Origin of the sequence: Legionella sheltonii, from assembly GCF_026191355.1 — a bacterium.
Classification (GTDB): domain Bacteria; phylum Pseudomonadota; class Gammaproteobacteria; order Legionellales; family Legionellaceae; genus Legionella; species Legionella sheltonii.
In genome coordinates, this window is sequence record NZ_JAPHOQ010000013.1 from 35804 (window position 1) to 59410 (window position 23607).

Below are 23607 nucleotides of genomic sequence, written 5' to 3' on the forward strand. Positions count from 1 at the left end.
ACTTGTTATTTGGCCTCCTAATTGCTCATTAAAAGCGACTTCATTACAACGCCAGGTCATTTTAAATTTGATGCTTTAGATGATAAGATTACTTCTGACTTTAAATGTTTTTTTGATTAACTCATCAATTAGTTGATTCTTCACAAGAGCTATCTAAATAATTAACCTGATTTAACTAAAGGCTAAAACTATACTATCTGGAAACGAAAATATGGGGCACATAAGGAAAATAAACCAGCTCTTTTAATACAGATCAAGTTATAACACTAAAGCTTCTCTTATGTAACAGCAGTTAAGCCTGGTTAACATAGGTAAATCTATATCTTAAAACAATAAATACAGGTCATGTTTGCCGTAACCCTAAAGTAGTTCAGGGGCATGACCTGGAGCGATATCGAAGGATTAAAATGGATCAAAGCAAGAGCTTCAACGTCATCATCGAGCTGTTCTGTTTGTCATAACTTTTAGATTTATCTGGTGATTTAGAGAACATGGTTAAGCCTTTGCTGTGATGGGGATTTTCTAAATCTTCGTCATTCATCGCCTGGTTTCTACCTAGCTGATTTAAGGGCTTTGGTTGGGGCTTAACGAAACTGACCATGGTGTTGCGGCTAGGATCGCCATGGCGGATCATAGCAACATCAGGTCCTGGATCTCCCAAACATAAACCATGTGCTTTCAATAAAGATCTCCAATGCTCCATGGGACGAAAATTTCGAGTTTCGGTCATTTCTGCTTCAAGAGAAATACCATTGACGGCATTGAAGACACTGTGTGCCATATGAGCCATTAATAAGGACTCCTTATCGTGGGCATCGTGGTCCACCAACACGAAACGACCATTGGGTCGCAAAATACGACGCACATTTATCAAGAACTGCTCCAATTGATCTTCTGGGAAATGATGTAAGCCCACATAACAAGTGATGACATCCGCGCTGTTATCGGGAATTGAAGATAAATCTGGCACATTATAATCAAGTTTTACAAAGTTATCATAAGGTCTGGGAAACCCGGTTTGAACATAATCAGTAATTGATTGTTGCTCATAAACCGCAGTAATTGCTCCCGTTACTTTGAATGCGGACTTAAATCCTCCTACAAATCGACCGGGATATCCTATTTCAACCAAACCATCAATGGTTTCTACATCCGGCATTAAAGCTTTAGCCTGAGCAGTTAAATCTTCTTTAATGCTAGAGAGCGACCCTAAAACTCGGCGTAAAGAGCTCAATTTTCCAGGCATTATATCCGGCAGACAACGCAATAACTCAGCGTAAATTTCTTCATGGGTGTCATTATATTTCATTATGTCCTCAAGAGGTAGTGTTTAAATAACTGTGTCATCTCTTTTAATTTGTTTATAATTTAACACTTAAAAGAGGTAGATATGAATAAAAAGAAAATAGATTTATCGAATTTTGATTTCAATGAGTTCAAATTAGAGGCTTTGACCCAGTTAAAGTCTGGCCAATCTCTCACTGGAAAAGACGGCATACTGACCCCCTTAATAAAAGAGCTATTAGAGGCGGCATTAGAAGGTGAAATGGATTCTCATATGACTGATTGTCATGAGACAGGTATTTCAAACCGTCGCAACGGCAAAACGACTAAAACAATTAAATCAACAACTGGAGTTTTTGATTTAGAAACACCTCGAGATAGGGATGGCAGCTTTGAACCCGAGCTTGTAAAAAAACGTCAAACGGTACTCAACGAGTCACTGGATAATAAAGTCCTAGCCCTCTATGCGATAGGCATGAGTTACGAGGCGATAAGCGAGCATTTATCTGAGATGTATGGACTAGAAGTCTCGAGTGCTAAAATCAGCCTGATTACTGACAAACTATTACCCCTGATTACCGAGTGGCGTAATCGCTCCCTAGAATCTGTATACCCAATCGTTTTTCTTGATGCCATGCACTTTAAAGTACGTGTTGAAGGTAAGGTCATAAGTAGAGCATTTTACACCGTCCTTGCTGTAAATTCAGAAGGTAAAAAAGATATTCTAGGGCTCTATTTATCTGAGGCAGAGGGAGCTCGTTTTTGGCTTAGTGTATTAAATGACCTTAAAGCTCGTGGTGTAGAGGATATCCTTATAGCAAGCATCGATGGACTTAAGGGATTTCCTGATGCCATTGCTGAAGTTTTTCCTAACACCGAGATCCAGCTTTGTGTCGTTCATCAAATTCGCAACTCATTAAAGTATGTGGTTAGTAAGGACCAGAAAGCCTTTATGGCCGATTTAAAGCTGGTTTATAAGGCTTCAAGCAAAGATATGGCTTTGCATCATCTACTTGAGTTGGAAGAGAAATGGGGCAAAAAATACCCGGCGGTGATGAAATCCTGGAATAACAACTGGGAAGCTCTATCACAATACTTCAAATACCCAGAAGAGCTAAGACGCATCATTTACACTACCAATATTGTTGAAGGCTTTCATCGGCAAATTCGCAAGTACACTAAAAATAAAGGCGCTTTCACCAGTGAAAACGCCCTTATTAAGCTTATTTATTGTGCTTGCCAGAAAGTACTGGAAAAATGGAATCAGCCCATGCACAATTGGGCGCTTATCGTGTCCCAGTTACAAATCTATTTCGAAGACAGACTAACCCTGGGACTTAGATAATGACTGAGGTGACACAGTTGGATGAACACTCTCCCTCAAGAAGAACATAAAACTTATCTGTATCGACACGCTGTAATACATTTTCCAAAAATCCAGCAAATTTCTTCTTAGTCTCTTCTGAAGCAATTAATTCCTTGAAATAATTCGGTTTATTTTCCTTTGGCGCGAGATAATGCTGGTACAAGCCACTATTAAATATACCATGCGGATCTTCATTTTCTTTTGCAGATTTGAACTCATCCACGTGCTCTTTTCCATAGGCCTTTTCAAATTGTTCTTGCGAAGAAAACTGTTGATAGGGAAGATAAAACGTTCCGCCGTGTTTAATCACTAAATCATTTGCTTCACGTATCCATCTTTTAGTTTTAACAACTTCACTTTTTTTGAGCGCTTGGTTAAAACAAAGCACTACAGCAAAACGATCCCCTTCTCTTGTATAACCCAAAGTGGAATGTTCGTCTTTTTTTACAAAGCGCACGCTGCTATTAATGAGGGCTACTTTGTTTTTGGTCAATAATGCCCCTAATTCCTTAATAAAATGAGCTAAATTTTCTCCGGGGACAAAAAACTCTTGCAACCATTCAGACTCACTCACGGAGTTATTAAACATGGCATTAATTGGCGGTTGCATTATTTCATTGGTGGTCATTGGGGTTTCATTATTTAAAAGACGATTTCGTTCCCTTTCCCAATATTTCTGCCGTACATAACCAGAACGACGCGCCACGTTGACCATGATACGTTCCATTCGTGTTCCATTTTCATCCTCTTTATTAATTTTTCCGCTTTCTACTGGTCCGGAATTATCAAGCTTGGTGTAGTTGACCGCAACACCATTCCCTAAAAGATTGTTAGGGTCCAAAGACAGGCGAAATAAATGCATGCGAATTGTATCATCCGGCTGTACGTTTTCTCTGAAATGTTTCAAATAGTCTTCAATAGAAACATCAACGCTTTGTTCTACTAAATTCTCATTATCCGTTAATTCAATCTCAGCACTGACAACAATACCAAAAAGGCCGAATCCGCCTAAGACTTTTCCAAATTTAGGAGAATATTTATCAATTGTTTCCAATTCACCTTCAGAATTAATTATTTTTAACGAGCGAATGACATTTGCCAAATTACCTGAACGATGATTCCATCCATGAATATTAGTTCCAATTGAACCCCCAACGGAAAAAATATTTGATGCTTGCATTACTTTAAGCGCCAATTTCTTCTTATTTGCTTCTATTTGCAAGTCAAACCAACGTACCCCAGCACCAACTTTGGCTGTTTTTGCATCTTTATCAATAACGATTTCATTAAATTCACTCATATCAATTAGAATGCCCTTCTTTCCTTCTTTGGAGAGAGGTATGAATTGCTTTCCTTGAGATTTTCCCGCACCAACAGCCATTATCGACTGACCATTTTTTCGCGCCTGACGGATAATCTCTTGTAAATCTTCTAATGTTCGAGGAGTTTCATTTTCTACATCCGCTTTATAAAGTGCTCCCCCCGACATCGCCTTGTCATATTTTCTTTCAGGTAGAAAAAAGAAAGAAATAAGCTTTGGACTGATAAAACCAATTAATGAAAACGTCAAACCCAACAAGCTTTTGCTAAATAATGTTGCATATTCTCTGGATATAGCGAAAAAAAACTCTTGATTGGTATCGGATGAAAATAAAGCACCAACAAAATTTGAGGTGGCACAAATAAAGGAGGTGATCACATCAATTGCAACTAATGCAGGAAAAAACAGAAAAATTATGCGCTTGCGGATAAAACACCATGCTTTATTCATAAAAGAAGACTCTTCTTCTAAATCCATGCGATCAATCCAACCCGCAGGGATTTCTGCATAGCGTCCCATTGGCGGAAAGCGATTATATATGTCTTGTAATTTTTTCCTTAACTCAATAGCCATAGTCGTTTATCCCTTAGTACAAATTAAAAGTCATGCATTAATTTAATGTGAACACCTTCTGTTTGACGAATATCTTCTACCGTTTCCTTAAGACGTTTTGTAGGTACATCTAAAGAGAAAAAGGTTATGCCTTGATCAACACCATTTTGATAGCTAAACAGTTTGGTACACCCTTTAAGTGCTTCGAGCTTTGACGTTCGCTCTTCCAATTGTTCCGAGTTATCTCCCTTCACCAGGCATTTAAATTGGATATTCTGTTGCCCGGCAATCTCACGAACTCTAATTCCAGCGGTAGTTAATTGCTCAATAGCTGCTTGAAAAGGTTCATAACGAGGGACACGTAAACGCGCATAAGTATACATACGGTGTTTCTCTGAATTGGTTCGAGCAAACAATTGTTCTTGATCATTTTCTGTAACCACCGAAACCCCTTCAATGGCTGCAACTTTCTTGCGAAGCTCCCCTCTTAGGGTCTCTTCATCTATATCATCCGCATCGATGAATGTTTTAACAAGAATATCTATGGTTTCTGGTGCTTTATTTTCCTCTTGGTTGTACCAAATCCCTACGGGTGCTGATACTATCCCATGAGCGAGAAAATCCACCGTCACCCCTATCAATGAAATCACATCGATGAAACTTTTATTGTTGCTGTGCCAAAAATTCGAAAATAATTTTCCTAATTGCGAGAAATAACTGTAATTATAAAAAGGCGTATGATGAATAAACTCTGCATAATCTTGAAATAAAGCGGCAATATGTCTCTGAAATTCCGTTTTATTTTCCGAAGATAAGAACGGCCATAAGAATAGAGAAATACTCCCTTTTGCCATAAACTCTACGGTGCAATTAATACCAATGAATAAATTCATGAGCATGTATTCAGAAAATAGGAGCTCTAGATGCCCATGTTTTTTTCGCGCAGCCCCGTATGATTGGAAGAAAACTTGCCAGAACACATAAATTTGTTTGAAGAAGGGATAACGATAAAATGGGTTGTCTTTTTGGAGAAAAGCAGCATATTCCTCAGACATTTCAACATTCCGCCACTCTGTAGCGGTTAGATAGGTCTGGTAAAGTTTACGTTTATATTTCTTATTCGTGGCCGCAATTTTTTTGCTAAATTGGTCTAAAAATTTTCCCATGAGAATTTCCTATAAGCGGGTCAGCCACGTTTTTGACGAAACGGGGCATTTATCGTTTAATTTCATTTAATATTTAAATACAAATAATAAAATTAAATTTTATCCTTATTTGCATTACGTGGCTTTATTAATATTGATGAATAATCAATGTAAGTATTTGATTATATTAAAATAGCAAGAAAAATAATTGTTGAAAATGTCACAATCATTCCAGACCGATGATAAAGGGTAACATCCAGTATTTACAAGGATTTTTGGAATAGATTTGACTGTGCCGAAGTATTACCAATTTGGGAAGAAACTATCAGACCAAGGATTTAAACAGTCTATAGATGAGTCTGTCATATGCCGGTGGCATTATGATGAGGTCATTTTAGACGTCATGCCAATAGATGAGAGCGTTTTAAAATTTGGTAATCGCTGGTACAAAGAAGCTATTGAGCACGTCATTACACACCAATTGAAAGATGACCTTATCATTAAATCAGTAACCGCACCCTACCTGCTGGCAACCAAGATTGAGGCATTTAAAACAAGAGGTAATAATGATTTCTTAGGAAGCCATGATTTTGAGGACATTATTACTGTCGTTGCTGGATGTACTGAAATTGCAGATGAGATCTGCCTTGCAGCAGAGAACCTAAAAACACACCTTAAACAGTTTTTTGCAGAAATTATTAATGATGATAATTTCCGAACAGCATTACCAGGACATCTTAATGACGGCCCTGTTACAATACAGCGTATTCAAACAGTTCAGGATCGCATAAAGCACATCATCAGTGGCTAAGTTCACTCAGTTTTTACGTATTCCAGGCGCACCCATTCATAATATTGACATGGAGCGAGGGTTAAAAATTCCCATTCGTGGACGTAACACCTGGTTATTCTACAAAACCGAATACGGTGCGATGGTAGGCGGTGTGCTGACCAGCATCATTTACACCTGTGAGCTTGCAGGCACCAACCCTTTTGACTATCTGGTGGCATTACAAGTTTACAAAGACCATATTTTTAAAGAACCAAGCCAAAAGCGCTTTTACTTGCTCCCATAGATAATCAGGGATTTTACCTTGACTGGCTCTGGTTTCACGCCAATGATCAAATGCCGCTTTCACAGATTCAAGCTTATCAACTGCTTTATTCATGAAGGTTACCCCTTGGATATTATCGAGGCTATAGCTTAGCTAACGCTGTTGTCTATGGTCACGCAGATTTGCCGAAACCTCAGGATAGGGCTGCTTGCTCCGCTGCAGCTGTGATGTGGTAATAGGACTAGTTAGAATTTATCATTTTGAGACCCTTGTTTTTTTGTTTATCATCCCCATTTATGCTATTCCGGTTTGATTTGAGGATTTAATTTTGGAACAATTTCGTGGGACAACCATACTTTCAGTACGACGCGGAAATCAGGTAGTTATCGGCGGAGATGGTCAGGTAACTTTAGGTAATACCGTGATGAAAGGTAATGCACGTAAGGTGCGGCGCCTCTATAAAGATCAAATTATTGCGGGTTTTGCTGGCGGTACTGCGGATGCGTTTACTCTTTTTGAACGTTTTGAGAGTAAGCTGGAAATGCATCAAGGCCATTTAATACGTGCTGCAGTCGAGCTTGCGAAAGATTGGAGAACGGACAGAATGCTGCGCCGCCTCGAAGCGGTTCTTGCCGTAGCAGATAAAAAATCCTCCTTAATTATTACAGGTAATGGCGATGTGATTGAACCTGAACATAGCTTAATTGCTATTGGTTCAGGCGGACCTTTTGCGCAAGCAGCTGCACGAGCATTGATGGAAAATACAAAACTATCCGCTGTGGAAATAGTGCGTAAAGCGTTAACTATTGCTGGGGATATCTGTATTTATACCAATAACAATTTAACTATAGAAGAATTAAATAATGGCAACGAAAAATAGTAAAGTGATGACTCTTGAGAGTATCCGAGAGGTAATGACTCCTCGTGAAATTGTCCAGGAATTAGATAAATATATTATTGGCCAGGATGATGCAAAAAGAGCTGTAGCAATTGCATTACGTAATCGTTGGCGACGCATGAACATTAAAGATTCTGCTTTGCGCAATGAAATTATGCCAAAAAATATACTGATGATTGGACCAACTGGTGTGGGTAAAACTGAGATTGCTCGACGTTTGGCTAAGTTAGCTCGCGCACCTTTTATCAAAGTAGAAGCAACAAAATTTACCGAAGTGGGCTATGTAGGGCGTGACGTAGATTCTATCCTTCGTGATTTAGCTGATATTGCAGTGAAACAAGAACGTGAATTTGCCATGAAGAAGGTGGAACATCTGGCCGAAGATGCCGCTGAAGAGCGCGTTCTCGATGTATTACTTCCGCCAGCACGTGGCAGTTTAACTCCAAGTGAAAAGGATAGCACGGCCAGACAAGTTTTCCGTAAACAATTGCGTGAGGGAATTCTTGACGAGAATGAAATTGAAATAGAAATTTCAGCAACACCTATAGGCATCGAAATTATGGCTCCTCCAGGTATGGAAGAAATGACAAGCCAATTGCAATCGATGTTCCAACAAGTAGGTACTCATAGAACAAAAACACGCAAAATGACTATTGCTAAGGCAATGCACATTTTACGTGAAGAGGAGGCTGCTAAATTAATTAATGAAGATGACATTAAGATTCGTGCTATCGAAAATGTAGAACAAAATGGTATTGTCTTTATTGATGAGTTGGACAAGGTTGCACGACGTGCTGAAAATGGAGGCGGCGGGGATGTGTCGCGTGAAGGAGTACAACGCGATTTATTACCTCTGGTTGAGGGAACAACAGTGACGACAAAATACGGTATGATTCGTTCCGACCATATTTTATTTATCGCATCTGGTGCATTTCATGTAGCCAAACCCTCTGATTTGATTGCTGAATTGCAAGGTCGATTACCTATACGTGTTGAGTTATCCGCTCTTTCTGTGGATGATTTTGTACGAATTCTTACTGAGCCTACAGCTTCATTGACATTGCAATACAGCGCTTTGATGGCGACTGAAGGATTAACGTTGACTTTTGATGAAACAGGAATTAGACGTATTGCTGAAGTGGCATGGCAAGTCAATGAGCGTACAGAAAATATTGGTGCGCGTAGACTTTATACCGTGATGGAGCGATTATTGGAGGTTGTTTCGTTTGAAGCGACTGATAAATCAGGTGAATCAGTTCATGTTGACAAAGCCTATGTGGAAAAAAATCTCGGACAGATTGTAGCGGATGAGGATTTGGCTCGTTATATTCTTTAATATTAAGGGGTAAGCCGTAACCCGAGAAATTTGTGGTTGAAGATCTCGGGTTACGCTGTGCTGTCCCTAGTCTAAAAAATCGCTTACCCCCACGATTCCATCTCATTAAAAATAAGTCAATAATTCAACTTGCTACCTCCATTCTAAAATTAAGTTATGCCTTTATTTGCTTTTTCTACTAAAAATTGTCAAAAATTAAGGAAATTGGACAGATGATTCGCCTTTGCTTATTTAATTTTTAAAGGACCAGGAGCCGTTGACAATTCGCTAGGCTGAACCAAAACGACGTGATTTTAGATACCGAAACGCCAATACAGGAAGTAGGTGAGTATCGAACGCATCAGATCATGTCATTTTTGAACAGGATAATAACATGGTCAGCAGTAACAAGATTCATCTGGAATTTTGAGAAGTGATTAAAAACAGCTGTTCTCACGGAGGAGAAAAAAATGTCCTATGATTCGCGTTCTATTGCTACAATAATAAGTGAAGATTCTGATTTTACAGAAAAAGGTTCTGATGCGTCTTTGTTACCTTCTAAACCTCATTCTTTTTTTTCGTGTGTTGGGCTAAGAGCACATCCTTTTTTTAATCGATCAAAAGTTACTATAGTTTTTCCTGATTCTTATACCAAGATTTGGAATAAAATAGGTGGAGATTCTAATTACCGAAGAATTAAAGCGTTGCTTATAGACTACACCAAAGGAAGTTGCTTCTTTGGTTCCTTTATTGGGCGTATTATTTTTGGCCATTGGAATAGACATCATGTTGAAGCAGTAAGTAAAATTATCGCGAATATGTCAGTTAAGGATTATTACGAGTCTGCTGATGAAATTGTCTCTGACTTGAAAATATTAAAACCTGAAAAGGGAGGATCTTTGTATTATCGAATCAAATTTATTGAAATGAAATTAGAAGAACAACTAAAGTATGATTTTAAATTCACACATTGAAGAAACAGTTGAGTTTATAGTGAGTAAGCTCATGGTATTGGCCTGAACAATAACTGTTTTTTCTAATTTTAAGGTAATGGAGCTGTTTTGATGTCTGATCCCTATATTTTGGTTTTATATTACTCGCGTACTGGTTCTGTAGCCCAATTAGCCCAATACATAGGGCGTGGTGTAGAGCGTGTTGTGGGTATTGAAGCACGATTACGAACGGTACCGCCTGTATCTACTACGTGTGAGGCGGTAGATAAAGCGATTCCAGATAGTGGCGCACCCTACGCCACTTTAGATGATTTACGTCATTGTCACGGACTTGCTTTAGGAAGCCCAACTCGTTTTGGAAATATGGCTTCTCCTATGAAATATTTTCTGGATAGTACATCATCCTTATGGTTGGCCGGTGATTTAGTGGATAAGCCTGCTTGTGTTTTTTCCTCTTCTGCCAGCATGCATGGTGGTCAGGAAACTACTCTGTTAAGCATGATGCTGCCTTTGTTGCATCATGGCATGGTCTTATTAGGCGTTCCTTATTCTCAACCGTCTTTAAATGATACAGTTACCGGTGGAACTCCCTATGGGGTGACCCATGTTTCTGGAGTGGCAAATGATCGACCTCTGAGCCAGGATGAAATTAATCTAGCAAAACATCTGGGCGAGCGTTTGGCTCGGGCAGCCCTTAAATTAAATGATGAAATGCGCTAAATTAGGTGATGTAGCTCAAAATTATTTGACCATGATATCCTGGGTTTCATTGTGTATCATCAGGATGCAATAAATATTAAGTGAAAAAAATGAAAGTAATTAGTTTTAATGCCAATGGAATCCGTTCAGCGGTACGTAATGGATTTAATGAGTGGCTTGCAATTCAAGACGCTGACTTTGTTTGTATTCAAGAAACGAAAGCTCAACCGGAGCAATTAATTCCAGAAGAGTTATATTATCCACGCGATTATTTTTGTGATTATTATTCAGCGCAAAAGAAAGGGTACAGCGGGGTGGCGATTTATGCCCGTCACAAACCTAATCGTGTTGTGAAAGGCATGGGCTTTGACTATTGTGATAATGAGGGACGATACATTCAATTTGATTATCCCAAATTCAGTATTATCTCACTTTATTTACCTTCAGGTACTAGTGGTGATGAACGTCAGGCGGTTAAATATGATTTTCTCAAACAATTTGCCGAACATTTAATAAAACTAAAAAATGAAGGACGCGAGCTGATTTTATGTGGTGATTATAATATTGCGCATAAAAAAATCGATTTGAAAAATTGGCGGGGGAATCAAAAAAACTCTGGATTTTTGCCTGAGGAACGCGCTTGGATGGATGAATTGTTTGGGACTATGGGGTTTGTTGATGCGTTTCGTGTGCACAATCAGGAAGAGGAGCAATATACCTGGTGGTCTTTTCGAGGGCGTGCATGGGAAAAAAATGTGGGGTGGAGGATTGATTATCAAGTAATTACTCCTGGCCTTATTGCGGATGTAGTTGACAGTTGTATTTTTCGGGAAGCCCGTTTTTCTGACCACGCTCCTTTGCTCATTGAATATAAAGGAGATTGGTGTGCTTAAATTAGCAAGTTGGAATGTCAATTCATTGAAGATAAGACTGGAGCAAGTATTACAGTGGCTTGAGTCTAGTGGCGTGGATGTTCTTGCCATACAAGAAACGAAGTTGCTTGATGAAAAATTTCCTGTTACAGCGTTTACTGAGAAAGGCTATCACGTAGTGTTTTCAGGGCAGAAAACGTACAACGGTGTTGCTGTCATCAGTCGATATCCTTTATCGGATGTTCTTACCGATATTCCTGATTTTGTGGATCCCCAACGCCGCATAATAGCTGTTACTGTCGCGGGTATTCGTCTAATCAATTTATATGTTCCTAATGGTTCGGAATTAACTTCCGATAAATATCAATATAAGCTGAATTGGTTGCAAAAAATTATCGCATTTATTCAACAGCAAATGAATGTTTTTACGAATATAGCTGTAGTTGGTGATTTTAATATTGCTCCTGAGGATCGCGATGTTCATGACCCTATTGAGTGGATAGGTTCTGTGTTGGTAAGTCCTGCTGAACGAGAAGCTTTTACGCAATTATTGCAACTTGGGTTTCATGACAGTTTTAGAAACTTTATTCAGGAGGAGCAATCATACAGCTGGTGGGATTATCGCGCGGCTTCTTTTAGACGTAATCGGGGTTTACGGATTGATCATATTTTGCTGAGTAAACCACTGAATGCACTATGCAGGCAATCAGTTATTGATAAGGAACCGCGCAAAGTAGAAAGACCATCTGATCATGCGCCCGTTTGGGTTGAGTTGGATTTGAATGTGGGTTAGACAAAGGTGAGGGTTAATTCATGGCAGTGAATCCCCCTCATCTGTCCTAAAGGGCACCTTCTCCCTTGTAGGGAGAAGGGAAAGATGATTCACTTCATGGTGTTGCTAATTCCATACCGGCTACACATTTATCATTTATTTTGCAACGTTTCAAATAAAAACCAAATTCGACGTTCTGTTTCATCAATATAAACTTCCAAAATGCTCGTGGTGGCAAAATCATTTTTTTTGCTGCACACTTCATGAACCTTTCTCATGTTTTTTAAAAAACTCTTATTATCTTCTAATAAATTTTGCAGCATATCCTCTGCAGACAAGGTCTCATTAGCATCTTTAAGAGTCTGTAATTGTTTGATCTGTCCGATAGAATGGATGGTTCTTTCTCCTAATTTGCGTACGCGCTCTGCTAAAACGTCCACCATTGCGAAAATTTGTTCGCTTTGTTCATCCAATAAAAGATGATAATCACGATAGTGGGGACCTGTCATATGCCAATGGAAATTTTTTGTTTTAACGAATAAAGCAAATGTGTCGGCTAGGAGTGGATTAACAGCTTCAGCAATTCTACGACGATCTCTGATATCGAGGTCATTTGGTGTTTCAAGCTTATATAATTCCAATTTTTTCATTTTAACTCCCATTAAATTAATTCGTTTTTATAAGAGTAGACCATCATTGCTAATTTGTGACGCAGATTGGTGAAAAATATTGCTAAAAAAGTGCACTTAACCTAAGAATTGGAATATAATTATCTTGATGAGGATTATAAGCTTCATCACATCGTACTGTTATTAATTATTGGTTTATATTTGCATTTTTTGCTTTTTTTGTTGTAAGTCAGGTGAGAGATAGTATCCGCGCTGTTTGATATAAAAAATTGCTTTACGCATATTTTTCTGCTATTGTTTTGCGTCATTTGTCGAGTATGGTGCTTGGCCTTGGGTTCAGGTGGCGATACTCATTATTATAGAGAGTAGTATTATGAAGGCATCAATTCATCCTGAATATAAAACTGTTAAGGTTACATGCAGTTGTGGCGAGCAATTTGAAACTCGTTCAACTTTATGTAAAGATTTGAATATTGAAGTATGTTCACAATGTCACCCTTTTTATACTGGTAAGCAAAAACTGGTAGATACTGGAGGACGTGTCCAGAAGTTCCGCGATCGTTACAGCCAGCGTTCTACGCAAGCGAAAGACGAAAAGAAATAAGGCGCGTGATTTTGCGCCTTATTTATGTATACTTCACTCGAAGTATAGCTTATTGACAGATTGTTCCTGCAATGATAATTTTCGTTGGTTGTAGGTTCTTGTCGTTCAATTCTTGTTTCAATCCTCATCATCTTATGGCTGTTTCTCTTGATTCCTTAAGAGTTTCATAGTCAGATGTTTGTGTGTGTCTATGACACTACGGTTGTAACGAATTGATTAAGGGTTTGGTAGGATTTTTAGACCTTACTAAGTTTTGTTTTATATGTAAGAGAGTGAGTATTTTGGATAATGAAGTTTTAAAGCAGTGCGCATTAGATTATCACGAGTTTCCAACCCCTGGAAAACTTGGTGTTCATATTACCAAATCAACTGACTCTCAGAGTGATTTGTCTCTGGCTTATACGCCTGGTGTTGCAGCTCCAGTGATTGCAATAGCAGAAAATCCCGAAGATGCTTATCGTTACACGAATAAAGGAAATTTAGTCGCGGTAATGACCAATGGCACTGCGGTGTTGGGTTTGGGAGATCTTGGGCCTCTCGCCAGCAAGCCAGTTATGGAAGGTAAAGCAGTATTATTCAAGCGTTTTGCTGGCATTGATGTATTTGATATAGAAATTGATGCCCATGATTCGCAAGCTTTTATTGCTACAGCAAAACGTATTGCTCCCACTTTTGGGGGGATTAATCTGGAAGATCTTAAAGCCCCTGAATGTTTTGAAATTGAGCAGGCTTTAATTGAGCAATTGAGTATTCCAGTGTTTCATGATGATCAGCATGGTACAGCCATTGTTGTTGCGGCGGCGTTGCTTAATGCTCTTGAGTTACAACAAAAAAAATTAGCTGATGCAAAAATTGTGTGTATTGGCGCAGGTGCGGCGGGAATTGCTTCTATGCGATTACTTGTTGCCTTAGGTGCTAATAAAGAAAACATGCTGCTTTTAGATACCAAAGGCGTGATCCATTCAGGTCGTGCTGATCTAAATGCTTATAAATTCGCTTTTGCACGTACAACTGAATGTCGAACTTTGGCTGATGCATTGGTTGATGCTGATGTATTTATTGGTGTTGCTAAGCCCGATTTATTAGATGCTGATTTATTGAAATTAATGGCACCTAATCCTGTTATTTTTGCATTGTCTAACCCTGATCCAGAAATTAGACCTGAATTAGCCTTTCAGGTACGTGATGATTTGGTCATTGCGACTGGGCGTAGTGATTATCCTAATCAGGTTAATAATGTGTTGTGTTTTCCTTATATTTTTCGTGGTGCGTTGGATGTACGCGCTAAGTGTATTAACCAATCAATGCAAATTGCGGCAGTTGAGGCTATTCGTCAACTGGTGCATGAGCCCGTTCCCCAGGTAGTAAAGGACAATTACCCAGGTGTTACGCATTGGGAGTTTGGCCCTAACTATATTATTCCCAAGCCCATAGATCCTCGTTTAAGAGAACGAGTTCCCGCTGCTGTAGCACAGGCTGCAATAGCAAGTGGCGCAAATCAAATGAGTTGTAATTTAGAATAAAAGTGGTCCTGTGTGTAAAGGTATCTCAAGGTGTAACCATATGCCGGATGAGCTATGCCTGATAACATTGAGGATAACAATAGGTTAATTATAAAGATAAGAGTTTTAACTGTTGAATTAAAAACAGTGAATGCTCTTGCTTTACAAATATTAAGGAGATTGCCTTGATTTCTGAAAACCGTAGAAATTACGCATTAATCGGATGGCTTATTTGTGGTCTTGGAGCCTTGTTTTACAGTTATGAATATTTGCTTCGCATAGCACCTAGTGCGATGGAAAACGCGCTGCGTGAACATTTTAATTTGTCAGCCACTGGGTTTGGACACATTTCATCGATATATTATTATGCCTATGTCCCTATGCAATTACCTGTAGGGATTATGATGGACCGATATGGCCCGCGAAGATTATTAACCTTTGCTTGTTTAATCTGTGTCATTGGAACTTTTTTATTCACCGGGACCACTTCTTTTTGGGTTGCCGCCTCTGGACGTTTTTTAGTTGGTTTAGGTTCTGCGTTTGCATTCGTAGGGGTATTGAAGTTGGCAACAATCTGGTTGCCTGAAAATAAACTCGCTATGGTTTCGGGTCTCACTTCGGCGTTAGGAACAGTAGGAGCCATGCTGGGCGATAATTTTTTAGAATTATTTGTAAATCAATTAGGATGGATTAAAACCTTAAATATGACCGCATTCTTCGGGATTGTCTTAACCTTTGTTTTATGGTTAGGAATTCACGATAAAAAAGGTCGATACAGACAAAGTGGTACTGTTTCTGATTTGAAAACAGGTTTAGTTGATTTAAATATAATAATCAGTAACAAGCAGATATGGATTAATGGATTATATGGTTGTATGGTGTATCTCCCTACAACAGTGTTTGCTGAATTATGGGGTATTCCTTATTTAAGGAATGCTCATGGGTTATCTGCGCATGGTGCTGGTTTAGCGAACTCATTGCTCTTCTTAGGTTTTACTGTAGGGGCTCCCCTAATGGGTTATTTTTCTGACCGAATTGCACGCAGAAAATTACCTATGTTTTTAGGTGCTAGTGTTGCTACGGTGCTTATGGTGGTTATCTTATATTTCCCTGGTTTGACCGAAACGAATGTCCAGATACTTATGTTTTTCCTGGGTCTATTTTATAGTGCACAAGCAATCGTATTTGCCGTCGGCAGAGAGTTGAGCCCTGGAGAAGCAGCGGGTACAGCGATGGCGTTTACGAATATGATTGTCATGCTCGGTGGTATGTTATTGCAGCCTTTAGTAGGACATTTATTGGATTTCAGCTATTCCTTACGAGGTGGCGCGTCAATCTCTTCAGCTTTGGTTGTTGAAAATGTTAATCGGTTATACAACATGACTGATTACCGCATAGCACTTGCTTTTATACCGATCAGTATGTTAATTGCCGCTTTATTAACCTTCTTTTTAAGGGAAACCCACGCTCATGCACCTAAATAATATCGTTTCAAGAAAACAATTGCTTTATGGCATGTTTATTTGCTTTGTTGGAGCTGTTTTTTATTGCTATGAGTTTATCTTACGCATTATTCCTGGTGTTTTACAGACTGAGTTAAGCATCGCTTTCGGGCATATTTCTGCGACTACTTTTGGTCAGATATCTGCCTTATATTATTTTGCATACTCTCCAATGCAAATGCCTGTAGGTATGCTTATGGACCGATTTGGTCCTAGACGACTTCTCACTTTTGCCTGCATCTGTTGTACTGTGGGTTCCTGGATGTTTTCCCTGACTTCGTCCATGTTTTTGGTAGGGGCAGGGCGTTTCTTAGTGGGCTTTGGTTCGTCTTTTGCGTTTGTGGGAGTATTGTCTCTTGCCCTACATTGGTTACCCAGACGTTATTTTTCTTTAGTTGCGGGACTGATGACTACTTTAGGCATGTTAGGCCTTGTTTATGGTGAAGTGAAGATTACCGAATGGTCTCAAAGCATGGGTTGGGAACAGGTATTATTACTGATCGCAATTGTAGGTGCCGGATTGAGTGTATTCATATTCATTGTAGTGCGTGATGGACCTGAAGGACATCATCCTAATAAGCATCCTTTGCCAGAGTTTTTTCAAAATGTGCTGAAAGTCTTAATGGCTCCTGAGGTTTGGGTCATCGGTTTTGTCGGCGCCTGTTTGTATACTTCTTTGTCTGTATTCGGGGAGCTGTGGGGAAAAACTTATTTAGAACAAGCGCATGGTTTGACGAAAGTTGAGGCCGCGAAAACTGTCTCCGCAGTTTTTTTAGGTTGGGCAGTTGGTGCTCCTATAGCAGGCTATCTCTCTGATCGTTCAGGAAGACGTTTGTTGCCTTTGGTTTTAGGTGCAATTTTAGCCTTGATTTGTATTAGCATTGTCTTGTACTGGCCGGGTCTATCCTATGTCAGTTTGAATGTTTTATTGTTTTTGTATGGCGTATTTAGTGCCACAGAAATTATTGTATTTATCATGGCTAAAGAATGCAGTGGTGCTTTATTATCCGGTACGGTATTTGCCGCAACAAATATGATAGTAACGCTTGGTGGGGTAATTTTCCAACCCTTGGTTGGTAAATTACTGGATACTTTTGGTGACAGTGGTATTGTGGAAGGAGAACATATTTATACGGTAGTGGATTATCAAGTTGCTTTATCTATATTGCCTCTATCATTATTGCTCGTTACTATTCTTGCTTTCTTTATCAAAGATCATAAAGATCATCCAATACAATAAATTGTACCATTGCATCTCCGTCATCCCTAGTCGCACTCGGGATGACGATAAAAGGTTCAGAGTTGCATTTCACGGCTACATATCAATTAAATATAGCGATTAATTCTTTTACCGGTCGGCGTAATGAACCCTGGCAATTAATAAAACGTGATACGGGAAAACTCTTGATTTCTGCTTTCCTATAGTGGTATCGAGTAAATTCGGTGTCGTGATTGGACAAAATAACCGGGATACCTTTTGCTGCTGTTTCTTTAGCCAACTCAGTTAGTTCTATTTGATCTTCTGTGGTAAAGAGTTTTTTAGTGTAGGGTAAATGGTGTGATTTCTCTGAAAGAAGTACGTAAGGCGGATCGCAATAAATGACATCACCTCGCTCTGCATATTCAAATGTTTTTCTAAAGTCATTATGGATGAATTCGGCGTGTTGGCTTTTATGGTGAAAAAGCTGCATTTCCTTATGTGGGAAATAAGGTTTAGTGTACAGCCCAAATGGTACATTATAAAACCCTTTGGAATTATATCGACATAATCCATTATAACCATGTCGGTTTAGGTAAAGAAAAAGTGCGGATTTTTTTGGTGAATGAGCAGAGTCATTAAAATCAGATCTGATTTGATAATATTTTTCTTTCTTATTGAATTCAGGTCTGAAATAGCTTTCGCAGAACTGAATAAAAGCATCTCCTTGTTGTTGCAAGGTGGTATAAAGATGAATTAAATCGGGATTACTTTCTGCCAACAGATAGGACGAATAATTCGCATTCATAAAAACAACGCCTGAACCAGCAAAGGGCTCAATCAAACGCTTACCCTGAGGAAGAAAGGGAATAATCTTTTCCAGGCAGTTGTATTTACTACCTGCCCATTTAAGAAAAGGTCTTATTTTCACCATAGGTTTTACCACGATTTATTCAGAAAGAAGTATTGCTTATTTTTAAGAAAAAAAACAGATTTTTTTTTGTTGTACGATTAGGAGCTGTTTCCATAATTGCTGATCTCTATTCCCAAATTATGGGAAATAAAGGGTGATCCATGGGGGCTCCTGCTGGAAGTTGTTCGACCAAATCTGGGAAATCAGGCGAGGTAACCCATTTTCTTGGGGCATGAGTTATATCATCACCGAGAAAACGTACTGAAAACACTCTTCGTCGTTGATTATAATTCACTCCATTTGCAGAATGAAGCGTCAGCATATGAAAGCAAACCACATCACCAGGGCTTATTGCCCAACCGATAATAGGGTAATCATCAGGTTTTGCATCAATATCAGGCAGCTCAGCGAGGCTTCCCTCAGGAAACCATTTTGCTTGATTATCCATAAAAGAACGAGGCATCAGCCAAGGTCCTACATGAGAACCCGCAACGAACTCTAAAGTGGAAGTCCGTGGCACGGGATCAACAGGTATCCATAAACTGCAATTTTGTCTTCCTTCAATGTTGTAATAAGGCTGATCTTGGTGCCAGGGAGTTCTTTGTCGAGTACCTGGTTCTTTGACTAAAAGATGGTCATGATAAAGTCGAGTTTTTTTACTCCCCATGAGTTTCTGTGCAATAAGACTAACCGGTGATGCAAAAATAAATTGTTGGTAATGAGGATTGGTTTGCCAGGTGCAAAAATCCTCAATAAATAGTCCTGGATCATCACTGTTACTTGCAATTTTAACCCTGGGACTAGGTGATTTTAGGTTGAGTTCAATGCCTTCGCGAAGTAATTCTATTTCTTCAGCGCTTAAAATTTGACGAATGCAAACGGCCCCGTCCTTTTTATAAGCATCAATCTGAGCCTGTGTAATCGCTGCCTCAACACGCTGGATAATTTGTTGAGAAATGGAATGATTTTTCATGGGTAATCAGAAAAAATGTGCTTCCATTGATAATACTAAACTTTAAGAAAAAGAACTATTTCTAGAGGAGTTTACTGGTGAGGGGGCAAACTTCCTAACCTACACAGTTTTTTTTTAACGAAGCTGCAAAAAATAAAATGGGGACAGTTACTTAATTTAAATAATTCATGAGCGTAATGCAAAGTTATGATATTTTACAGCTTTGCTAAAAAAAGGATTTGTAAGTGCATGAGTTGAGATTAAGTTCCAGTGAGCGAAAAATTATTTTCCTTGCTTCTTTGGGTGGTGCTTTGGAATTTTATGATTTTGTCATTTACGTTATTTTTGCACCGATAATCAGCCAAGTTTTTTTCCCAGAAACGGACCCATTGGCTTCTTTGATGAGTGTGTATGCCGTTTTTGCAATTGGTTATTTAATCCGTCCCCTAGGCGGAATTGCCTTTAGCCATTTTGGAGACAAATACGGCCGTAAGAAAACTTTTATTTTCTCAGTTATCCTGATGGCTGTTCCAACGGTCCTTATTGGCTTTTTACCCACTTATCAACACATAGGAATATTTTCGAGTATTCTTTTGATTTTTTTGCGTTTATTGCAAGGATTATCAATTGGAGGTGAAATTCCTGGGGCTTTAACTTTTGCTTGTGAACATGTGAATCCTCGTTCTCGAGCACTGGCTTGCGGGGTGATTTTTTCTTTTCTTAATTTAGGTATTTTTCTAGGGGCTCTGATTAGTTTAATCCTCACGAATCAACTTTCAAATGCTCAATTGCTAAACTTCGGTTGGCGCATCCCATTTGTATTGGGTGGACTGCTTGGCCTATTCAGTTTCTACATTCGCAAACGGTTGGCCGAAAGTCCCTTATTCCTCGCACTTAAGAATTCAACAGAGAATAGGCGAATTCCTTTTATTGAAGCAATTACCTTATACTGGCGAAAAATTTTACAAGGTATCGGTTTAACCTGCTTGGGTTCCGTGATGATTAATTTATTATTCTTATATATGCCCACATATCTTTCCACGATCCTTGCTTATCAGAAACAGCAAGCGACCTTATTCAATACGATTAATCTGGGTTTCTTTTCTTTATTACTGGTATTTTTTTGCTGGTATAGTGCTCGAGTGGGGCGTAAGTTAGTTCTTTTAGTTGGTGCGATTGGTTTTATTTTATTAAGTCATCTCTTATTTATTATTTTAGCCAGGCAAACTACAGTATCACTGACCATTGCTTTAGCCATTTTTGCTATTTTGAGTAGTTTTATTATGGTTTATCCCAGCTTGCTGGTTGAATTATTCCCGGTCTCTATTCGATATACCGGGATTGCTATTTCTTATAATCTTGCATTTGCTTTTTTCGGAGGTTTAACCCCTTTTATTGCTACTTATTTAATTGAAAAATTGAACACGAATCTTGCCCCCAGCTTTTATCTGATGCTGAGTGCAATTCTGTGTTGTATCGCCCTACTAACTATTAAAAAACTTGATGCAGAAACGGAGGTATCATTGTGAATTTGGCAGTAAAAGCTTTTCTTTTTTTCAGCTTATTTTGTTTGTTGTCTTTAGCAAATGCAATGAGGCCTTTTATTATTGATACGGATGTGGGGGTGGATGATGAATTGGCAATCCTTTATTTGTTAGCACAAAAAGACATCGATATTAAGGCGATAACCATAGTGGGTACTGGTGAGGCTCATTGTGCTTCAGGATTAAGCAATGTCGCTGGATTGCTGGCCTTAATGCACCATGAAAAAATTCCACTAGCCTGTGGGCGTAATAACCCAATGACTGGAACGCATCAATTTCCTGATTGGTTACGGAAACTTGCTGATAATTTAGTAGGTGCTGCAGATTTACTGCCGAAGGTTAAGGTGGTGCCTACCCAGAATGCATTACAATTGTTGGAATCTACTTTAAAAAGCGCAAAAGAGCCCGTTGAGATTTTAGCAATTGGTCCGTTAACCAATCTGGGTGAGCTTGTGGCCAAAATGCCAGAAATAAAAAATAAAATTAAAATGATTTATATTATGGGGGGAGCAGTGGATAGCCCAGGGAATTTGGTGGAAGTGGATCACTCAATTAAAAATACCACTGCAGAATGGAATATTTATATTGATCCTTATGCTGCAGATAAAGTATTTCGGTCAGGCATCCCTATTACCCTGGTTGGCCTGGATGTGACGAATCAGGTTCCTGTAACAACAGCTTTTTATGAAAAATTGAAACAAAACCAAACGAATCTGGCCAATCATTTTTTCTATGAACTTTTTCATCGTAATGAGGCGGAAATCTTTGAGCATAAGTGGTATTTTTGGGATGTACTTTCTGCAGTAGTAGCCTATGATAATTCAATTGTTAAATCCCATTATAAAAAATTGCGGGTGGTATTAAGTCCAGAGGAGCGCTCGGGGACTACAGTAGTGGATAAAAAGGGTAATACGGTGCGAGTCTGTACTTCAATCAATCAAGAACACTTTGAAGATATTTTAATGGATACATTAAAGAAGAAAATGTCCTAATGTGGTGTCTCAGGGTAACTCCGTCATTCAGGGCATAGCAAGGATCTCCATGCCCTGACACAGAGTCACGAGAGGGAGATCTCTCGTGACCTCGGAATCCAGGGCTTGCTACGCTTTACCCTGGTTACAAAACATTTCTTAATGAGGAACAGAACGTTCTTCTTCAAAAAACTCTACTTTACCTGTCTTGATATCATGTACTCCAGCTACAATTCCAATTTGTTTTTTACTAATTAAATCGTTAATTATTGGACTTCTATTTTGTATTTCCCTAACGATTCTTAGGGCATTGGCTTTAGCGATTGCATCGATTAATTTGGGATCAGCACAATTTTTTGTTTTTTGTTCTTCCATACTTTCGTTCACAACGGGCTTAATTTTGTCTAAAACATCAGTGAGATGTCCTAGTTGCACTCCACTACATGCGCCAGCCACCGCGCCACATGAAGTGTGCGCCAAGACTACAATGAGGCGAGAACCCGTTACTTTAGTTGCAAACTCCATACTGCCGAGAATATCGTCATTGAGTACGTTTCCAGCAACGCGTAAAGTAAATAAATCAGCCAATCCTTGATCAAAAAATAATTCAGGAACACTGCGTGAATCCATGCAATTGAGCACTACTGCAAATGGGTATTGACCATAAGAGGATTGATGTGCTTGCTTTAAATAATCTCTGGTTACTTGGGTGTTGGTTAAAAAGCGTTGGTTTCCCTCTTTTAAGCGTTGCAGGGCTTGTTTCGGTGTCATCTGTTGTTGTTTTGCTTGAGATATTGTTTTACCTAAAATAGGCGTTTCTGATGAATTGGCAAAGCTTGTGGAAACACAAATAAAACCCAATATTAAAATTCGTATCAGATACTGCATCGTCATTCTCCATTTTTAATTAGAAACCGTCCTTTTATGGATAATAAACTTAATCGCGCATCGAGTACACGTGTTTGTAAAAATAACTATTCAATACCCCTTGAAATTTAATGAAACGCCTCTATTTTTTGGATATGTCAAATAACAATTAGGAGAAAGTGATGAGTATCGTAAGACGTGATTATTTTCCTGTATACAATGAAATTGGATCCTTATTAGACAATTTTTTCAGAGGGCACCAATCAGACTCTTCAATTGTTGATACCAGTACATGGGCGCCTCCTGTAGATATTAAAGAAGAAAAAGATCGCTTCTTAGTACTTGCAGACATTCCTGGAGTGAATAAAGAGGACATACAAATATCTTTAGAGCATAATATCTTAACCCTTCGTGGAGAGCGTTACTTTGAGAAAACAGAAAACAAAGATGACTATACACGTATGGAGCGTTCTCAAGGTCATTTTTACCGTCGCTTTAGCTTACCGCAAACTGCTGATGACGCAAAAATAAGCGCTAAATACAAACAAGGCGTTTTGGAAATTTCAATTCCTAAAAAGGAAATGGCGGTTGAGAAAAAAATTGATATTACTGTAGAGGAGTAATCGGGCGTAATTTACCGTCATTCCGAGCTCCATGAGGGACCTCCAGGCTTGTGGCACGGTGGAACTAGGG

23 protein-coding genes are annotated in these 23607 nt (G+C 38.9%); 15 read left to right on the plus strand and 8 right to left on the minus strand.

Annotated features, from left to right (window positions below):
- Positions 1–412 precede the first annotated feature (412 nt).
- On the minus strand, positions 413–1309 hold the full coding sequence (locus OQJ26_RS14720) for a methyltransferase domain-containing protein (RefSeq protein ID WP_265704490.1): 897 nt from the start codon (positions 1307–1309) through the stop codon (positions 413–415).
- An 81-nt stretch (positions 1310–1390) separates the two neighbouring features.
- On the opposite strand from OQJ26_RS14720, the gene OQJ26_RS14725 reads away from it, so the two are divergent.
- The gene (locus OQJ26_RS14725) at positions 1391–2629 is read left to right on the plus strand and encodes an IS256 family transposase (RefSeq protein WP_265701939.1); all 1239 of its coding nucleotides are present in this window, start codon (positions 1391–1393) and stop codon (positions 2627–2629) included.
- On the opposite strand, the gene OQJ26_RS14730 is transcribed toward OQJ26_RS14725, so the two are convergent.
- Complete coding sequence (locus OQJ26_RS14730; protein WP_265704491.1) at positions 2622–4544, minus strand: FAD-binding oxidoreductase; 1923 nt, start codon at positions 4542–4544, stop codon at positions 2622–2624. The two genes, OQJ26_RS14725 and OQJ26_RS14730, sit on opposite strands and share 8 nt — an antisense overlap.
- 23 nt (positions 4545–4567) lie before the next feature.
- Complete coding sequence (locus OQJ26_RS14735; RefSeq protein WP_265704492.1) at positions 4568–5689, minus strand: hypothetical protein; 1122 nt, start codon at positions 5687–5689, stop codon at positions 4568–4570.
- A gap of 271 nt (positions 5690–5960) precedes the next feature.
- Here OQJ26_RS14735 and OQJ26_RS14740 point away from each other — a divergent pair, with 271 nt between their 5' ends.
- Entirely contained in the window at positions 5961–6479 is a 519-nt protein-coding gene (locus OQJ26_RS14740) for a hypothetical protein (RefSeq protein WP_265704493.1), read from the plus strand.
- 199 nt (positions 6480–6678) lie between these two features.
- Here the strand turns inward: OQJ26_RS14740 and OQJ26_RS14745 are convergent, their stop codons facing one another.
- Complete coding sequence (locus tag OQJ26_RS14745) at positions 6679–6837, minus strand: hypothetical protein (protein WP_265704494.1); 159 nt, start codon at positions 6835–6837, stop codon at positions 6679–6681.
- Between the two features lie 214 nt (positions 6838–7051).
- Here OQJ26_RS14745 and hslV point away from each other — a divergent pair, with 214 nt between their 5' ends.
- From hslV to xth, 6 genes are all read left to right on the plus strand, one after another.
- Positions 7052–7603, plus strand: coding sequence for an ATP-dependent protease subunit HslV (gene hslV / locus OQJ26_RS14750; protein WP_265704495.1), 552 nt, complete (start codon positions 7052–7054; stop codon positions 7601–7603).
- Complete coding sequence (hslU, locus tag OQJ26_RS14755) at positions 7587–8957, plus strand: ATP-dependent protease ATPase subunit HslU (RefSeq protein WP_265704496.1); 1371 nt, start codon at positions 7587–7589, stop codon at positions 8955–8957. Before hslV ends, hslU begins: the two co-directional genes overlap by 17 nt.
- Positions 8958–9406: 449 nt before the next feature.
- Positions 9407–9910 carry a DUF5617 domain-containing protein gene (locus OQJ26_RS14760; RefSeq protein WP_265704497.1) on the plus strand — a complete coding sequence of 168 codons (504 nt, stop codon included), beginning with the start codon at positions 9407–9409 and terminating at the stop codon, positions 9908–9910.
- A 90-nt stretch (positions 9911–10000) separates the two neighbouring features.
- Positions 10001–10609 carry an NAD(P)H:quinone oxidoreductase gene (wrbA, locus tag OQJ26_RS14765; protein WP_265704498.1) on the plus strand — a complete coding sequence of 203 codons (609 nt, stop codon included), beginning with the start codon at positions 10001–10003 and terminating at the stop codon, positions 10607–10609.
- An 89-nt stretch (positions 10610–10698) separates the two neighbouring features.
- Positions 10699–11481 (plus strand): exodeoxyribonuclease III, encoded by a 783-nt coding sequence (locus OQJ26_RS14770; RefSeq protein WP_265704499.1) that lies wholly within the window; start codon positions 10699–10701, stop codon positions 11479–11481.
- Positions 11474–12253 (plus strand): exodeoxyribonuclease III, encoded by a 780-nt coding sequence (gene xth, locus OQJ26_RS14775; RefSeq protein WP_265704500.1) that lies wholly within the window; start codon positions 11474–11476, stop codon positions 12251–12253. Before OQJ26_RS14770 ends, xth begins: the two co-directional genes overlap by 8 nt.
- A 131-nt stretch (positions 12254–12384) precedes the next feature.
- Here the strand turns inward: xth and OQJ26_RS14780 are convergent, their stop codons facing one another.
- Positions 12385–12882, minus strand: coding sequence for a Dps family protein (locus OQJ26_RS14780; protein WP_028379809.1), 498 nt, complete (start codon positions 12880–12882; stop codon positions 12385–12387).
- 352 nt (positions 12883–13234) lie between these two features.
- On the opposite strand from OQJ26_RS14780, the gene rpmE reads away from it, so the two are divergent.
- From rpmE to OQJ26_RS14800, 4 genes are all read left to right on the plus strand, one after another.
- Positions 13235–13465, plus strand: coding sequence for a 50S ribosomal protein L31 (rpmE, locus tag OQJ26_RS14785; RefSeq protein WP_265704501.1), 231 nt, complete (start codon positions 13235–13237; stop codon positions 13463–13465).
- A gap of 281 nt (positions 13466–13746) precedes the next feature.
- A complete protein-coding gene (locus OQJ26_RS14790) occupies positions 13747–14988 on the plus strand; it encodes a malic enzyme-like NAD(P)-binding protein (RefSeq protein WP_265704502.1) in 1242 nt (413 codons plus the stop codon).
- 164 nt (positions 14989–15152) lie between these two features.
- Complete coding sequence (locus tag OQJ26_RS14795) at positions 15153–16451, plus strand: MFS transporter (RefSeq protein ID WP_265704503.1); 1299 nt, start codon at positions 15153–15155, stop codon at positions 16449–16451.
- Entirely contained in the window at positions 16438–17709 is a 1272-nt protein-coding gene (locus OQJ26_RS14800; RefSeq protein WP_265704504.1) for an MFS transporter, read from the plus strand. The genes OQJ26_RS14795 and OQJ26_RS14800 overlap by 14 nt, the downstream gene beginning before the upstream one ends.
- An 82-nt stretch (positions 17710–17791) precedes the next feature.
- On the opposite strand, the gene OQJ26_RS14805 is transcribed toward OQJ26_RS14800, so the two are convergent.
- Complete coding sequence (locus OQJ26_RS14805) at positions 17792–18601, minus strand: DNA adenine methylase (RefSeq protein ID WP_265704505.1); 810 nt, start codon at positions 18599–18601, stop codon at positions 17792–17794.
- Positions 18602–18707: 106 nt separating this feature from the next.
- Positions 18708–19553, minus strand: coding sequence for a phytanoyl-CoA dioxygenase family protein (locus OQJ26_RS14810; protein ID WP_265704506.1), 846 nt, complete (start codon positions 19551–19553; stop codon positions 18708–18710).
- 224 nt (positions 19554–19777) lie between these two features.
- On the opposite strand from OQJ26_RS14810, the gene OQJ26_RS14815 reads away from it, so the two are divergent.
- Together OQJ26_RS14815 and OQJ26_RS14820 are read left to right on the plus strand one after the other, a co-directional pair.
- Positions 19778–21061, plus strand: a complete 1284-nt coding sequence (locus OQJ26_RS14815; protein ID WP_265704507.1) for an MFS transporter — start codon at positions 19778–19780, stop codon at positions 21059–21061.
- Complete coding sequence (locus tag OQJ26_RS14820; RefSeq protein ID WP_265704508.1) at positions 21058–22068, plus strand: nucleoside hydrolase; 1011 nt, start codon at positions 21058–21060, stop codon at positions 22066–22068. Before OQJ26_RS14815 ends, OQJ26_RS14820 begins: the two co-directional genes overlap by 4 nt.
- A 138-nt stretch (positions 22069–22206) precedes the next feature.
- Here OQJ26_RS14820 and OQJ26_RS14825 read toward each other — a convergent pair whose 3' ends face one another.
- Complete coding sequence (locus tag OQJ26_RS14825; RefSeq protein WP_265704509.1) at positions 22207–22935, minus strand: carbonic anhydrase family protein; 729 nt, start codon at positions 22933–22935, stop codon at positions 22207–22209.
- 161 nt (positions 22936–23096) lie between these two features.
- Between OQJ26_RS14825 and OQJ26_RS14830 the strand changes: the two genes are divergently transcribed.
- Positions 23097–23537, plus strand: coding sequence for an Hsp20/alpha crystallin family protein (locus OQJ26_RS14830; RefSeq protein WP_028379819.1), 441 nt, complete (start codon positions 23097–23099; stop codon positions 23535–23537).
- Positions 23538–23607: the final 70 nt, after the last annotated feature.

Bases quoted from the DNA above. Each gene is read 5' to 3' on its own strand.
- OQJ26_RS14720 (WP_265704490.1), bottom strand. From the start codon at position 1,309: ATGAAATATAATGACACCCATGAAGAAATTTACGCTGAGTTATTGCGT.
- OQJ26_RS14725 (WP_265701939.1), top strand. From the start codon at position 1,391: ATGAATAAAAAGAAAATAGATTTATCGAATTTTGATTTCAATGAGTTC.
- OQJ26_RS14730 (WP_265704491.1), bottom strand. From the start codon at position 4,544: ATGGCTATTGAGTTAAGGAAAAAATTACAAGACATATATAATCGCTTT.
- OQJ26_RS14735 (WP_265704492.1), bottom strand. From the start codon at position 5,689: ATGGGAAAATTTTTAGACCAATTTAGCAAAAAAATTGCGGCCACGAAT.
- OQJ26_RS14745 (WP_265704494.1), bottom strand. From the start codon at position 6,837: ATGAATAAAGCAGTTGATAAGCTTGAATCTGTGAAAGCGGCATTTGAT.
- hslU (WP_265704496.1), top strand. From the start codon at position 7,587: ATGGCAACGAAAAATAGTAAAGTGATGACTCTTGAGAGTATCCGAGAG.
- OQJ26_RS14760 (WP_265704497.1), top strand. From the start codon at position 9,407: ATGTCCTATGATTCGCGTTCTATTGCTACAATAATAAGTGAAGATTCT.
- wrbA (WP_265704498.1), top strand. From the start codon at position 10,001: ATGTCTGATCCCTATATTTTGGTTTTATATTACTCGCGTACTGGTTCT.
- OQJ26_RS14770 (WP_265704499.1), top strand. From the start codon at position 10,699: ATGAAAGTAATTAGTTTTAATGCCAATGGAATCCGTTCAGCGGTACGT.
- OQJ26_RS14780 (WP_028379809.1), bottom strand. From the start codon at position 12,882: ATGAAAAAATTGGAATTATATAAGCTTGAAACACCAAATGACCTCGAT.
- rpmE (WP_265704501.1), top strand. From the start codon at position 13,235: ATGAAGGCATCAATTCATCCTGAATATAAAACTGTTAAGGTTACATGC.
- OQJ26_RS14800 (WP_265704504.1), top strand. From the start codon at position 16,438: ATGCACCTAAATAATATCGTTTCAAGAAAACAATTGCTTTATGGCATG.
- OQJ26_RS14805 (WP_265704505.1), bottom strand. From the start codon at position 18,601: ATGGTGAAAATAAGACCTTTTCTTAAATGGGCAGGTAGTAAATACAAC.
- OQJ26_RS14810 (WP_265704506.1), bottom strand. From the start codon at position 19,553: ATGAAAAATCATTCCATTTCTCAACAAATTATCCAGCGTGTTGAGGCA.
- OQJ26_RS14825 (WP_265704509.1), bottom strand. From the start codon at position 22,935: ATGCAGTATCTGATACGAATTTTAATATTGGGTTTTATTTGTGTTTCC.
- OQJ26_RS14830 (WP_028379819.1), top strand. From the start codon at position 23,097: ATGAGTATCGTAAGACGTGATTATTTTCCTGTATACAATGAAATTGGA.